The following is a 14,111-nucleotide window of genomic DNA, read 5'->3' on the forward strand; positions in this document are numbered from 1 at the left end:
TGGCCATCACATCGTCTGCCTGATCGATTACTTCGGCTGCGGTACGAACGAACTGACGGTCCCGCTCCACGAAACCGCCAACGCCTCCCGCGACCGTGTGCATGCGACGAACAGCAGACAACGCTCCCGAAGCAGATCCGAATCATGCTGCAGCGCGTCCACGGAGACAGGCGTCACCTCACGAGCGAACGGCACCGCTCCTGCCGTCACCCCCAGGACGGCGACGCAGCGGAACTCCAGCCCCTTCATGGCATGCATGGTGGCGAGCCGCACCCCATCCACGGCCGGTCCCGGGTTGTCCCTGACCCGGACCACGGGCACCTCAGCCGCGGCCAGCTTGTCGTACGCCTTGTCCAGCAACACGTTGAAACGGGCGCACACGCCGATCTCCGAAGGGCGGATGCCCTGGGCTATCCAGCCCTCGACGCGCTCGACGAGAGCCGTGACCTCCGCCTGCTCGGAGCTATACCCGTCCGCGTGGGGCCTCCGGCCGTGCAACAGAGAGCGGTAACCGGCCAGGCTGTCACTGCCGTCACCGCCCAGGTCGTCGATCGACACCGGGCTGAGGATGCCCGTCGACCAGACAAGGATCTCCTCAGTGGAGCGGTAGTTGATGCGCAGGCGGTGGGTGCGGCCGGTCACCGAAATGCCCAGGGAGCCGAGAGAAACCTTGGAGTCGTAGATCCGCTGGTGCGGGTCGCCCGTGATGAACAGATCGTCGCTGCCGGATGCCACCGCACCGCGCAGGACGCGCCACTGTGCGGGGTGCAGGTCCTGGGCCTCGTCGACCACGACGTGGTCGTGGGTGGGCCCCGAACCGGCCAGGAGGTCGGCCGCTCGCGCGCACACTTTCAGGTGTGTAGTGGCCTTCTGGCCACGCAGCATCGACTCGAACAGCTCGATGGCGGACCACAGTTCGTCGCGTCGGGCGGACGGCAGTGCGCTCCCGCGACCGCGTCGCCAGGCGGTCCGGTAGGTCTCAGGGGTGCGCAGGTCCTGAGCCAGGATGACGTGCCGGTATTCCTGAGCCAGGAACTGCTCCGACCACGGCAGCCCCAGCTTCTTGACGACCCGCTGCCATAGCTGCCGTTCCTCCCGGTCGTTCACGGGGGAGGGGGGCTTGCCGTCGACGCGGGTTACGACGCCGTGCGCGTAGGCATTGACCGTGGTCATGTCGACGCGGCCGAGCAGCGCCTCGTCGCCGTCCAGGAGCAGGGACAGGTTCTCGCGCAGTGACGCGGCAAGGGCGTTCGTGTACGTGGTGAGGAGTACCCGGGTGTCGGGCGAGCGCGTGAGGAGATGCTTGACGCGGTGCAGGGCCGCAACCGTCTTGCCTGTGCCCGGACCGCCCGTGATCTGAACCGGGCCGCCGTACGACACCCGGTAGGCGACCCTGCGCTGTGAGGGATGCAGGAACACGCGCCAGGCCGTGAACGGCTTCTCCAGAATATCCGCCAGCTCTTCGGGGCCGGTGACCAAAGTGATGCGGCTCGCGGTGTTGGCGATGGCGACGGCGAGGCTCTCGTCCGGATCGGGGCCCGCGTCGACCGGACGGCGTACGGCGACGACGTCCCGGTACACCTCGTCGGGGCTGAACCCCTCGGAGAGGAAGTGCAGTACCTCGAACTGGTCCTCAGGCAGCAGTGTCTCGAAAGCGTTCAGCTGCACCTTGTCGACGATGGTCCGCACCGCGCGTAACACCTGTTCGTCGATGCCGAGTTCGTGCAGCACCTTGTCCGAGTACTTTGAGAAGAGCAGAGAGGTGGCGGCCGCGGCAGCTTTCTCCAGGGCCGGAGTCAGCTGCTCGATGGCGATCACGTTGCGGACTTCGAGCGCCCGCGTCGCGGAGTTCATCGTGTACAGCCGCTTGGCCGCCCAGGTGTACGCGTCGTCGTGCCGTACGACGTTGACGAGCAGGAACACATCGCTGCCGTCATCCGGCGCGAGGACGACACCGCGCCAGAAGTCGTTGATGCGGATGGTCCGCATGCGTGGGTCCTGAGCGTTCTGCACGGACTCCAGGTGGAGACCCTTGTCCGCCTGGAGTTCGGGCACGGTGAGCAGCTGGAACTTCTGCATCGCCTTGCGTACGCCGGCCTTGACGGGTTTCTCCAGGATGTCGTAGCTCTCCCAGAAGCTGTTGGCGAACGCGAGCTGCGGCACGAGGTGAACTCCCCACCCTGGATGGACACTCCGACACTCCGCAGTCGATCACATGCCTGGGACGCCCGCCAACCGTTGGGCAACCGATCCGATGTCGGCGAGCAGGCCGGCTGGATCCTGGTCCAGGTCGAGGGCGTGCTGATGGATGACGATGCCCGCGTGCCGCACCTGGTGGGCGGCGTGCGAAGCGTTGCCCTTCGCGTAGACCAGGTGCCCTTCGCGCAGGCCGAGAGCCGTGCAGTACGCCAGCATCTGGTACAGGTCGGCGTCCGGATAGCCGTCCCGCTTCTCCGCCTTGTACTTGGCGTCCACCACGGCGCACGGCGTTCCGTCCGCGCCGTACAGCACGAAGTCGGGCTTCATCCGGATCTCGGCAGCGGTGTCGAGGTGATGCGGATCCTGGAGACGGGCCGTGTGACCGGTGCCCCGGAACGCCTCCCGCAGCGCCACTGTCACGAAGTCCTCGAAGAGTTTGTTCATGTCGAACAGGAACCCTTCAACCCGGAGTCCGCCGGGCGCGTGCTCGGCGGAGGCTCCGTCCAGGACGGCACGGGCGAGGTGCAGGGCGTGGTGGTAGCGGGAGTTGAGACGGGTGGGTTGCCAACCCGGGAGTGGCTGTCCGCGCACGATCGTGGTGACGTCGGCCAGGCGGACGCGCTGGTGCAGCAGCCTGCGACGCACCTCGCGCGGGACACCCGGTAGACGCAGCAGACGCCCGACGGCGGCCCGCAGAATGCGGTTCTCCGCGATGTCGGTGGTGAACTCGTCGTACGCCACTTCCACCGGCAGCGTCATGCCGAAGCGGCGCCGTATCTGCTCGGCTTCCCGGATCCGTCCGCGTACGACGAGGGAGGTCTCCTCCGTCGCCCGGTATCCCTGCAGCAGACCTTGCCGCACGGCCCGGTCCACCTGCCGCTCCACGGCGTGGGCGAGTGCGGGCAGCACCTCACGGTGCTCGGCCACCGACACCTGCCCGTCACGCCAGGCACCCTTCGGGTCAAGACTGTGACCGAGTAGGAAGAAGAGCCGGGCGATGGGCACCTTCGGTGTGATGCGGACGGTGACCGGCTTGCTGAAGCCCGGCACCGCGACGGCCACGGCACCGACCTTGCTGCCGGCCCGCAGCGACCAGCAGCCGGCTGCGTACGGATCGGGGGCGGCGTCCACGATGCGCGCAGTGGTGAGGGCCCGACCGATGGCGTCAGCCAGAGGCACGGAGACCGCCGGTGCGTGTTCGACGAGATGCACGGACTCGACGGCCGGCACGGTCGCCGAAACGGGCTCGGTGCCGACGGTCACCCCAGTGACTCCCGAACCAGCGACTGCCGCAGCGCTGCCAGCCCGTATCGCTTGTCGATGTCCACGCCCTCTCCGTAGTGGTGCTCCTCCAACAGGGGCAGGATCTTCGTCCGCCAGGTCCGCTCAAGGCCACCCTCTCGGTACACGCCCTTCTTCATCAAGTACGAGGGTCCGATGCGGAAGTCGGCGTCGTCGATTCGGGAGTTGAGCGCATCGAGCAGATCGGCGGGCTCGGTGTCCTTGCCCTCCTTGGCCAGCCAGCGGCGCAGCAGCCCGCTCGTCGGCTCCGTGCGCGGGGACAGTTCGACGAAGGCGAAGCGGCGACGCATCGCCGCGTCCACCAGCGCGATGGACCGGTCGGCGGTGTTCATCGTGCCGATCACGAACAGGTTCGGCGGCAGCGCGAAATCATCGCCGGAGTACGGGAGTTGCAGAGACTTGTTCCGGTATTCGAGGAGGAAGTACAACTCGCCGAAGACCTTGGCCAGATTGGCGCGGTTGATCTCGTCGATGATCAGGAAGTGCGGGATGTGCCGGTTGCCCTCGCGGCCCGCGAGAGCAGCCAGGTCGCGCAGGGGGCCCGCGGTGATCCGGAAGGCGACCTCCTTGGTCTTCGAGTCCTCCTTCGGCCGGAACCCCTCGACGAAGTCCTCGTACGCGTACGAGGGATGAAACTGGATGAGTTTCACCTGCTCGGGCCCGCCGCCCAGGAACTCGGCGAGTTTCAGGGCCAGATACGTCTTACCGGTACCCGGCGGACCGTACAGCACCAACTGCCGCTCGTCCGCGAGCAGATCGCGCACCTCGCGTAGCCATTCCGTGTCGTGAACCAGGAGCTCGGCAGCCAGCTCGTCCGTGGGGTCCGGCAGCTCCAGCTCGCGGCGGGCGACCAGGGCGGGGATCTCCACACTCGGATCACGCTCTATGTCCTGGGCCTCTTCCGCCAGCTCCTCGTCGCTCAGGCCGAGCCCTTCGACGAGGGCCTGGACCGAGGAGAGGTCGACAACGTCGTGCTGGATCGACAGCTTCTGCTGAAGCTCCTCCGGAAGATCGTCGTACGGATATCCGGTCGGCTGCCAGTCCACCGGCCGGCGCAGGTTGGACCGCCGGTCCTCGGACTCCGTCTGCTCCGCCTCGCCGGTGATCTCACCGACGTACAGCTGTCCGCCGGAGATGGTGCACACCGTGTCGCCGGGCTTCATCCGGGAGAGGAAGGCGTGCAGCTCCTCGACAAGCTGCTGTTTCTGCCCGTATGTGGCCGTCGACTCGTAGTCCTCCTGGACGAAGGTGCGCAGGTCGTCCTTGCTGGTGCCCTGTCGCACGCCCTGCCGGAGCCGGGAAGCGGCGAGGGAGACGCGGCCCTCCGGAAGCCAGAGACGCTGGACCAGGTCCATCCCCGTGACGTTCGAACCACGGATGAGCCAGGGGCGGTTGGGGCCCGCCCATACCCCCGACATGTAGTCGGACAGCGGTGCTCCGTCCTCGGTCCGCCACTCCTCCCACCCGTTGCGCGGGGCGCCGACCAGCAGCACGGCGGCGAAGGAGGGCGAGCCGCACACCACATCCTCGGTCAGTTCCAGCCAGCCCGGCCAGCGCGTGGAAGCAACGAGTACGCCCTGTGCCTTGAGCTCCGTGCGCCGCTTGGACGGGCTCTTGAAGTGTGTGGCGAGCGACGGCATCACATGATCGCGTGCGGGTGATCCGGCCCGCACGAGGAACTTCCTGCTCCCGTTCGTCCCGGTCTCGTCCAGCAGCACGCCACGCGCCCGGTCGATCCCGTCCCCGTTCGGCAGCCGCAGCCGGAACTCCGGGTACTCCGCGTGCTCGTCAACCATTGTCCCTGCTCCCCCTCGACAGAAGATCCCTTGCAACAGTAGGGGCCCGCACTGACAACAGTCCCGAACCGTACGGGCAGTCGCCGGCTACGACCCCAGAAGCGTCACAGATCGTCAGGGAGCAGCCGGAAGGCAGGCTGACCGGTGAGCGGCCGCATCATGCGGAAGTGGCTGTCCGTGGTGAACATGTCCGCGGTCTGGAAGGCCGACGCAAGGGCGACATTCATCGCGTCGACGAGCCCCACTCCCTCCCCGCCGTCCGCGTCCGCGTACCCCCGCATCACGGCCATGGCGCTCCGGAGGTGCGGTGCGGTATCGAGGATCTCGAACCTGCGGGCCTCCGCCTGTCCAGCGATGAAGTCGAGCGCGTTCATGGCCGCCGCGGGGCCGATCCGCGAGGTCAGCAGATAGTCGAGCTCGGTGAGCACCATCGAGGACACCACGAGGTGGCCTGTGCGGGCGAGGGCTTCCCGGTGGGCCGCGTGGCGGGGGTCCTTGGGGGTGAACAACCGATACAGAGCGTTGGTATCGGCGATTGCGACCGGAATGTCAGTCATCGGTCACCGCGTCGTCGGTGGCTGTGCCCATGCCTCGCAGCGCCGCCTCGATCTCGTCGTCGTCCAGTACAGGGCCGCCCAGGTCCGGAAGATCCAGCTCGCCCATGGGGTCGGTCCGGAACGGGTAGGCGGGCCGGCCCGTCAGCGCACCGCGGGGCACGATGTCCCCTATGGGCACCCCGTCCTTGGTGATGGTCACTGTCTCACCGGCCGCCACACGGGCCAGGACCCGCGATGTCTGCTGGTTGAGCTCCCTCAGCGGGACCTCCGCGTTGTCACTCATGCCTCCACCGTACTACTCGTTCTACATGGCGGCGAGCGTGTGCCCTTTGCCTGCGTCGCCGCTGAGCGTGTACGGACCTGATGGTCCTGAGCGTGGGTGTTGGCGTCGGCCTTCCACCTCAGGTCAGGGTGTTGGTGAGGTGCGGACCGATGTAGCCGATGAGGATCCCGTGGTCGGTGCAGGCCCCGTCGTAGTAGTGCAGGCGGGGCGCGACTGTGTTGCCACCACCTATACGCAGGTGGGCGCCCATGAAAAGCCTGCCGTCCGAATGCACACCGTCGGGAACGGGGAATGTGCGCGTTTTGCGCCAGGCGCCGTTCGTCTTCACCGTCTTCGACTCGTCCCGTACGACCTTGCGGGGTGAGATGACGTGAGCCCCCTCGGGTGCGTCGGCGCACCACTGCTTGAAGTCGCAGTTCGCCTTTCCGGTCGCGACCGCGTCGGCGAAGTCCTGGAGTGCCAACAGGGCGTCCCAGGCCATACGGACCCATGACGAGCCGTATGCCTGATCGTCGAGTTCCAGGGCGTACTTGTGACGTCCCGTGAAGTGCACCCGCGGCATGGCCTTGACTTGATCCAGGATCTCGGCGAAGGACGTGGGTGCGTTCGCAGAGAGATCTACCGGCGCGTACGCCTGTTCGGCAGCGCCCAGCTCAAGCAGTCGCTTCTGTAGTTCTCGGACCTGCGCCCTGGCCTTGTGGAATTCCTTGTACTGCTCGTCGTAGTCGACGACGAGTTGGGTCTCGTTGAGCTCCGTCTGGCGGAGTTCGTGCTTGAGATCGCGGATCTCGTCGGCCCTGACGCGCTGCTCGCGCCCCGCCTCCTCAAGGATCTCCAGCAACACGTCGTTCTCGTCGCGCAGTCGCTCCAGGTCGGAGTTGCCCATGCCGTCCCGGGCCCGCGTCCGCATGACGGGTACGGAGTCCAGTGCGTCAGGCAGTGGCAGGCGGGTGGCCAGGCCCTGCGGGAGCTGTGCCAGGATGCGGCGGGCCTGCTGCGGTCTCTCTGTGATCATGCGTTTGGACATCACGCGGTGCCGCTGACCGTCGGCCGGCCAGGCGGGGTCGACTCCGGGCAGGTAGGTGCGGATGCCGCCGTTGTAGACGCGGTGGTATTCCAGCGCCCGGTTGAGGGTCGACTCGGCGCTCGGTGTGAGGATGTAGAGGATGGCCAGCCCTGCCAGGGGACGGACGAGGGGGTCGACCGTCCCCTCCAACCAGGCGTCGAAATCCACACCGTACGGTGTGCTCGCCATGACGACGGGGAGACGTCGGTTGGCGTCGCACAGTTCGTCGATGACGGATTCGACGTCCTCGGTCTCGATGACCTGAGGCATGGCGGTCACGTCTGCCCGGCCATCGCGTGCGTCGAGCACGTCGAGCAGGCTCTTGGCCAACCGAGGCGTCTTGGCGGGTACGGGGATGGCGTCGGGGTCGTCAGGCAGGTGTTCGACGTCGAGTTGTACCCAGGTGGGTTCGTCGGTGATCTGCCGCGTCACCACGGTGGTTTGCCATGTACCGCCGGGCGCGGTTTCCCGGAGCCGCCAACGGCCGTAGGTGCCGGTGGCGGCGGTGACCGAGTCGTGGTCGAGGGTGACCCCGTGGGCTATCTCGTTGCGGCCTTCGACGAAGGCATCGATGTTGTAGGTCTTCGGCGGTTGGGTGAGCCAGGCACGCAACTGCTCGTCGACCAGCGCTCCGGTCCTCACGTAGTCGGCTTGGCTGGTGACCACCATGCGGTAGCGGCGGGCGTCCATCGTGTGGCTCCTGACGTTCGTGGGAGAGGCGTGTCGGGGGCTCAGGTTGTGCCGGCGGACAGGACACGCAGCAGTTCGCTCACGTCCTGGTGCCAGGCCCGCACCTCGGCGGGTGTGGGCGGCAGTTCATACGTGTGGTGATGGCACGCGGCGCTGAGGGCGGACCATACGGCGTACCACTGGCGGGCGACGGAGGGGGCGACGTACCACTGCAGGCAGAGCAGCCGCGTGCGACCGCTGCTGCGGGTCATGCGAGGGCTGACCATCTGCCAGTAGGCGTCGAGAGTTTCGTCAAGGGCAAGACGGAGCAACATCGCCGCGGCGCGTGCTCGGACACCGGGAGTGAGAGTGGTATCACCCGGTGGGTTGAGCAGGTGGTCGGCGGCGGTGACCAGAGCGTTCGTGGAGAGACCCGCCCTGGGTGCGGAGGAGTGGGTGAGACCGGTCACCGGGCCTGCACCGCCTTGGCGAGCCGCTCCGTACGCCTGACCAGATCACGGTGGTCGCCGACAGGCTTGGTCGGGGCCTGGTGGGAGGCCTGGTTCAGTTGCCGGATCAAGTCCCGTGCAGAGGTGCCGTGATCGCGTGCGATCGCGTTCAGTACGTCGACCGGTCCTGCCCCCTCCATGCCCATCGCGATCGCGGCGAGGCCGGTGAGGGGCCCGGGCTGTGTGACCTTCTCTTGAATCCTGCTCTGCTCCAGCCCCGCGTCACGGAGGGTGCGCCGGGCGATGACCTGGTACGCGGCTTCCACTGCGAGGCGGCACATCGGGGGCAGCACCCGGTCGGCCACCTCCGGCGGCAGGTGCGGGTCGAGGGCTACGGCCCTCGCGTCCTTCAGTGCCTGGCTCACCGGGTCACTGACGGGGACGACTTCGACGACGGAGTCGATCTGCCGGGAGACCGCCATGACCGTGGCTCGCAGACCGAGCCGGTTGATGGCCTCCTTGAGCCGGGCGTCGTGGGTGAAGACGACGACCTGCCGGTGTTGGGCGTACAGATCGAGGACCTTGGCGAGGCCGTCCACCTTCTCCGGGTCCATGGACTGCACCGGGTCGTCGATGATCACGAAACCGAACGGGCTGTCCTGGTGAGTGGCGCGCGGAATGAACAAGGAGAGGGCGAGCGAGTGCAGCTCGCCCTGGCTCATGACGCCGAACGCGGGCGCGTCGGCCTCGTCCACGGAGACGGGAAGACTGACCTGCCGCTGCGGACCGACGCCGGTGAGCCCGATCGCGCCCAGCGAGACACTGCTGCGCTCGCACAACAACCGCCAGATCTCCCCGGACTGGTCGGCGAACGGCTTGAACCGGACCTCCCGCAACTCGTCGGTGAGCACGCGCAGCCAGGCGCGTACTGCCTTGATCTGCTTGGCGACGGGATTCGCCGCCTGCGCGGCTTCCGTCTGCCCAAGCCACGTGGACAGCCGTGCCGCTACAGGCTGCCAGCGCCCGTCCTGCGCCGTGATGCGACGGACGGCGTCATCGCGCACTTGAAGACAAGCCTCACCGAGGACGGCCGTGGCGCGTTCCGCCCGGTCCGCCAACTCGCGCGGCTCGCGTACGGCGCGACAGGCCGTCAGATCACGCCACAGCGCGGCGAGTGAGGGTTCGTCGGCCTGGAGCCAGCCAGGAGGGGGCTGCACCAGGTCGTGCACCTCCTGTACTGCGGACGCCAGTTCGCGGTGGGCGGCCTCGGCGTCGGCGGCCTCCGCCTGGAGTCTTTCGACCTGCGCGCGGGTCCGCTCGGCCCAGGCACGGTCCAGAAGGTCCGTGCTGCCGCAGACCGGGCAGTCCGAGATGTCGGGGTGGCGGCGGCGATGTTCCAGCGCCGCATCGAGCAGTTTGATCAGCTGCCGGGCGTCCTCGGCGGAGCCGTGACGGGCATCGTCGGCCACGGCGGCCGCCGAGCGCAGCCGGGCCACGGCCTTGGTGACCGTCTGCCGGTCCGGATCCTCCAGAGCGGCCAGCCGACGCAGCCGGGACAGGTGCACTTCGTCAGCGACACTGTGACCCTTCAGCAGAGCCCGGACGAGGTCGAGGTCGGGGCTGCGGCCGGAGAGGGCCGCGACCGCTTCCGCGGCGCGCGGGTCGTCCACCGCCGACAGCTCCTGAATCACCGTGGCGGTGAGGGTCTTGGCGGCGTTCTCGGTCTCGGCCAGGGTCTTGGCCCGAGCTTTGGCCGCCATGTCGGTGTCACTGAGGAGTTCGAGGCCGAGAATCCGGGAGATCTCGTCGTGCAGGGTGGTGAGCGGCCCGTTGATGACCGCACCGAGCTGGGTGTAAGGGAGGAACGGTCGATACAGCGACAGTTGTTCGGCGTCGACCACGTCGTGCAGGTCTTCACCGGTGGGCTGTCCGGCTTGTTCCACGACGATACGGGAGTCCTCAAGCCCTTCGCCGTGCCAGACCCGGCGTACGGTCACGGGCTCCTTGCCACCGTCACTGCCGGCGTCGAAACAGAGTTCGACAGCGACCTCGGGCGAGGAGTGCTCGTGCAGGTTGCGCCAGCCCTTCTTCCACACCTGAGTGCGCCCCTGCCAGCGGAAGTTGTCACCCGTCATGGCCATTTCCGCGGCCTCGGCGAAACTCGACTTACCGGAGCCGTTGCGGCCCTCCACCAGCGTCAGTCCGGGGCCGGGATGCAGCTGGACGGTGGCGGCGGGCCCGATGCCGCGCCAGCCGGCGGCGGTGATGGACCGCATGTACACGGTTCCGGAATGGCCACCGCTCCGTGCCTGTGCGGCAGGCAGCAGATCGCGCAGCTGAGCCTGCTCCTCCGCGGACAGACCGGATTCGGGCAGACGGGCGAGGAGTAGATCACGGAGGGCGGTGTCGTTCATGGCTCGGCTTCCTCGGGTGCGCTGGAGGCTGCGGCAGGTGTGCCCGAGGTGTCGCCAGGGGACGGTGTGCCGTTGTCAGTACGAGCATGACGTTGCCCTGTTAGCACTGTCAACGTGTTTACGTGAATCAGTCTCGATCAATGATGTGTACATTCGTTCTAGGTGCTTCGCCCGCCGGGTCCGTCTTCAGGGCGCGTGAGGTGTCAGCGCCGGGAGGTCTCGACCTTGAACATCGCGTGGTCCATGCCGTCGGCGAACTCCAAGACACCCCGTTGGGTATCCGGCACCATGAGTACGGTCGTGCCTCGGACGAACTCACCTGGGCGGGGATGCGGTTCGATCAGGAGGTTCTCCTTCACGAGACCGAGTTCTGCGCAGTCCCCGCCAATCTCCTGGTCGACCTTCTTCGTCTCGCCGTCCTTGAGATGGCGACGGGCAGGGTCTGCCCTTTCTTCAGGATGCGGACATCGTCCGGTGACGGGCGCGAAAGTGCCACGGCCGTGGCCGACGAGATTGCGGTTGCGGCCGAGGGGCCTGTCCACGGTCTCCGTTCGGCGAACCGCCGCCGCACCCCGCCAGCAGGGTTGGGCCGACCGTGACACAGGCTGTCGCGAGGAAGACGTGCTTGCGAGAGACTGCTCTTCATCCCACCATGACGACGATTCCTTCCGGTGTGCCTCCTACCAGCTTCCGCCCGCAGGGCGCGTACCGCAGGTCGGCGGTAGGTCGCCGACGGCTCGGCGCACTTCGGAAAGCTGGTACAGGCTGAACGCGGAGTCGGCTGGGCCGTCAACAGGTCCGACTGCCGACGAGTCCCGGCTCATTGGCGCTGGGCCGAAAAGGGTCTGTCCGGACCGTTGTTGAACCTGATGTGATCTTGCGTGAAGCCCATGACGAACCGCTTACACCTGCCGTGATCCGGCCGCTGTCGAGGCTTCTAGGATGTGAACTCGTTTTCGATCGCGGGGTGCGGGCGGCGGCCTCGTGCGATTGGCCCATGGGGAGGGCGTCGAACGTCATGGTGGAGCAGAGCACAGCCCATGCACCAGCTTCAGTTTCGGACTTCGACTCGGCCCGGAAGCTCTGGTTGTGGGCGCGGATCACCGAGCTGAGCGAGGCGCTGAGTGACTTCGGTCCGCAGTTGCATGCGCTGATCCCTGCGGACCTGGGTGACCGGCGGCTGGTGAACGCCGTGGTCCTGTGTCGCGTTGCGGCAGACGAGGCACGCGTCCAGCCCGTCGCGGACACCGTCGCCTGGCTGGAGCTGCTGATCCCGCACGGCCATCGCCACGACCTGGCCGATGCCGTGCGCCGGCTGCGCTCCGCTCTCACCGTGGCCGAGGACCCGGCGCTGTGGTCCTGGCACGCGCAAGAGTGGGAGGAACTCGTCCTCGCGCTCTGGAGGAGTGACCGGGCCAGGGCTGTCGAGCCTGGCCGGACCGACGACGAGCTGGTCTCGCGGTGGGGCGTGCGGACGGCCGACAGCCCGCACCCCGAATGGGCACAGTACGAGAACGGGCTGTCGTTCACGCCGTTGACCGAACATCTCGCGGACGAGGCCGAAGAACCCCTGAGTCTGCTCGCGCAGGCGGTCCTGTCGCAGCCGCATGTCGTCGAAGCGATCCAGAACTCCCTGGCCGTGTACGAGGGTGGCCTTCAGGGCGCCGGACACCTCGCGCTCATCGCCGAACAGGAGATCTGTGCCGCGGAGTTGGGCGCATGGTGCGACAAGCATGCGGGCGGCGCGTCCCAAGCGACGGAAGACTTTCTGACAGAGCTGTACGAGTCCGTCGAGACCTACTCCGCCGAGGTCCTCGAACCGTTGATCCACTCGCTCTCGGCCTACGAGCGAACCTTGTTCCGCACTTCCATGTCCCCCGAGCGGCGTGACAGGAACGCGTACTTGACCGAATTCCTCGACTGCGTGGCAAACCCTTCGGCAAGCGCGTGGACGGACGGAGTGCTAGACCCCGGTGTCGCGGAGGAAGCTGCCGAACGCCAGGCGCGAGGGGAGCTCACCTGGCACTCCATGCGTGGCTCCGTACCGGTCTGGTACCACATCGTCACCTCCCCCCAGGAGCGGGCGGCCGCGCTGGCCTTCTCCGGAACGGCCTCGTCGTCCGCGATCCGCGTGGACGTCGATGCCGTCCTGGCTCGTCAGGGGACCCTGTTCGAGGGGCTGGGACTGGACGGACCGGAGGACTGGTACCCCGAGCCCGGTATCGAGCTGCGGTACTCCCAGCACAGCGCCACCGACCTGTGCGAACTCCTGACCCTCGCCGAACTCGGCCACGCCCGCCTGGAGTTCGTGATCCAGGGCGGGGACGAGAGGTTCGTACTGCTCCGGTCGCTGCAGGCCGAGATCCGGGACGCCGACGCCTCGGCCTGGTGCCAGGGCGCGCTGTACGGCCTGCGGAAACTGGTACCTGACGTCGATGACCTGGCGGACGTCATCGCGTCCGAAGAGCCCACGGACCAGCAGGACGACGAATGGGAAGACGGCTGGGACGACGAAGAGGAGGACGAGCAGGGGCAGCCGGACCCCACCTCCACCGCGAGCGGCTCGGACACCCCCGAGGCGACGGCGCAGCCCAAGTCCGCCCGGCTGTCCGATGAGTTGCTGGCCAAGGTGAAGGCCATCCTGCGCCTGGCCGAGAATCCGGCGGCCACGAAGGCCGAGGCGGAGGCCTTCTTGCAGAAGGCGACGGCCATGATGGCCAAGTACGGCATCGAGCAGGCCATGCTTCGCGGCGACGACCCCGCCGTGCGCGAGAAGCCGGCGGATCGTGTGGTCGAGGTTGTCGCCCCCTGGATGGGCGAGTGCAAGCGACTCCTGTCCGCCATCGCCTTCGCGATGCGCTGCCACCCCATCTATCCAGGGGGCAAGGCGAACAAGCACCGGGTCCACTTGTTCGGATTCCCCTCGGACCTGCACTCCGTCGAAGTCCTCTATGCGAGCCTGCGCCTGCAGATGCTGCAAGGCGCCGAACGGGCAGACGCGCGGCACCGGCCGACGGGGGAGCTCCCGCGGGCCTACAAGCGTTCCTGGATGCTCGGCTTCATCCGGGCTGTGGCCCTGCGGATCGGAGAAGCCGAACGTGCTGCGCGTGAGGACAGTGAGCGCGACCGTGCAGAGGCCGCTGCGACGAACCCCTCCGTGCAGGGCCGCAGTGTGGCACTCGTCCTGGCCGACCGGACCACCGAAGTCGAGACCGAGGTCGCCTCCCGCTACCCGAAGCTGGGCAAGGTACGGCGTACGCGCTTCACCGGCAGCGGATACCGGCAGGGGCACGTGGACGGGCAGCAGGCCGACATCGGGGCCCTCGCGCTGGACGACGATGAGAGCGATGATCTGAGCGAGCTCATTGCCTGATCG

Annotated in this window: 10 protein-coding genes; 1 reads left to right on the top strand and 9 read right to left on the bottom strand. The window is 67.6% G+C overall.

Features of this window, described 5'->3' with window-relative positions; translation table 11 throughout:
• Nucleotides 1-27: 27 nt before the first annotated feature.
• From AB0I18_RS01695 to AB0I18_RS01735, 9 genes are all read right to left on the bottom strand, one after another.
• A complete protein-coding gene (locus tag AB0I18_RS01695; protein WP_363103322.1) occupies nucleotides 28-2,163 on the bottom strand; it encodes a UvrD-helicase domain-containing protein in 2,136 nt (711 codons plus the stop codon).
• A 48-nt stretch (nucleotides 2,164-2,211) separates the two neighbouring features.
• A complete protein-coding gene (locus AB0I18_RS01700) occupies nucleotides 2,212-3,462 on the bottom strand; it encodes a restriction endonuclease (RefSeq protein ID WP_363103323.1) in 1,251 nt (416 codons plus the stop codon).
• Entirely contained in the window at nucleotides 3,459-5,297 is a 1,839-nt protein-coding gene (locus AB0I18_RS01705) for a DUF4357 domain-containing protein (protein WP_363103324.1), read from the bottom strand. Before AB0I18_RS01705 ends, AB0I18_RS01700 begins: the two co-directional genes overlap by 4 nt.
• Before the next feature lie 104 nt (nucleotides 5,298-5,401).
• Nucleotides 5,402-5,854 (bottom strand): PIN domain-containing protein, encoded by a 453-nt coding sequence (locus AB0I18_RS01710; RefSeq protein WP_363103325.1) that lies wholly within the window; start codon nucleotides 5,852-5,854, stop codon nucleotides 5,402-5,404.
• A complete protein-coding gene (locus AB0I18_RS01715) occupies nucleotides 5,847-6,137 on the bottom strand; it encodes a type II toxin-antitoxin system prevent-host-death family antitoxin (protein ID WP_363103326.1) in 291 nt (96 codons plus the stop codon). The genes AB0I18_RS01710 and AB0I18_RS01715 overlap by 8 nt, the downstream gene beginning before the upstream one ends.
• 118 nt (nucleotides 6,138-6,255) lie before the next feature.
• A complete protein-coding gene (locus tag AB0I18_RS01720; protein ID WP_363103327.1) occupies nucleotides 6,256-7,893 on the bottom strand; it encodes a hypothetical protein in 1,638 nt (545 codons plus the stop codon).
• 41 nt (nucleotides 7,894-7,934) lie between these two features.
• Complete coding sequence (locus AB0I18_RS01725) at nucleotides 7,935-8,342, bottom strand: hypothetical protein (protein ID WP_363103328.1); 408 nt, start codon at nucleotides 8,340-8,342, stop codon at nucleotides 7,935-7,937.
• The gene (locus AB0I18_RS01730; protein WP_363103329.1) at nucleotides 8,339-10,735 is read right to left on the bottom strand and encodes an AAA family ATPase; all 2,397 of its coding nucleotides are present in this window, start codon (nucleotides 10,733-10,735) and stop codon (nucleotides 8,339-8,341) included. The genes AB0I18_RS01725 and AB0I18_RS01730 overlap by 4 nt, the downstream gene beginning before the upstream one ends.
• Before the next feature lie 203 nt (nucleotides 10,736-10,938).
• Nucleotides 10,939-11,277, bottom strand: a complete 339-nt coding sequence (locus tag AB0I18_RS01735) for a hypothetical protein (RefSeq protein WP_363103330.1) — start codon at nucleotides 11,275-11,277, stop codon at nucleotides 10,939-10,941.
• Between the two features lie 455 nt (nucleotides 11,278-11,732).
• On the opposite strand from AB0I18_RS01735, the gene AB0I18_RS01740 reads away from it, so the two are divergent.
• Nucleotides 11,733-14,108, top strand: coding sequence for a DUF2786 domain-containing protein (locus AB0I18_RS01740; RefSeq protein ID WP_363103331.1), 2,376 nt, complete (start codon nucleotides 11,733-11,735; stop codon nucleotides 14,106-14,108).
• Nucleotides 14,109-14,111: the final 3 nt, after the last annotated feature.

It is taken from the genome of Streptomyces sp. NPDC050704 (assembly GCF_040654355.1).
In the GTDB taxonomy this organism is placed as follows: Bacteria; Actinomycetota; Actinomycetes; order Streptomycetales; family Streptomycetaceae; genus Streptomyces.

Coding starts and splice junctions, on each gene's coding strand:
- AB0I18_RS01705 (WP_363103324.1), bottom strand. CDS start 5,297: ATGGTTGACGAGCACGCGGAGTACCCGGAGTTCCGGCTGCGGCTGCCG.
- AB0I18_RS01710 (WP_363103325.1), bottom strand. CDS start 5,854: ATGACTGACATTCCGGTCGCAATCGCCGATACCAACGCTCTGTATCGG.
- AB0I18_RS01715 (WP_363103326.1), bottom strand. CDS start 6,137: ATGAGTGACAACGCGGAGGTCCCGCTGAGGGAGCTCAACCAGCAGACA.
- AB0I18_RS01720 (WP_363103327.1), bottom strand. CDS start 7,893: ATGGACGCCCGCCGCTACCGCATGGTGGTCACCAGCCAAGCCGACTAC.
- AB0I18_RS01730 (WP_363103329.1), bottom strand. CDS start 10,735: ATGAACGACACCGCCCTCCGTGATCTACTCCTCGCCCGTCTGCCCGAA.
- AB0I18_RS01740 (WP_363103331.1), top strand. CDS start 11,733: ATGGGGAGGGCGTCGAACGTCATGGTGGAGCAGAGCACAGCCCATGCA.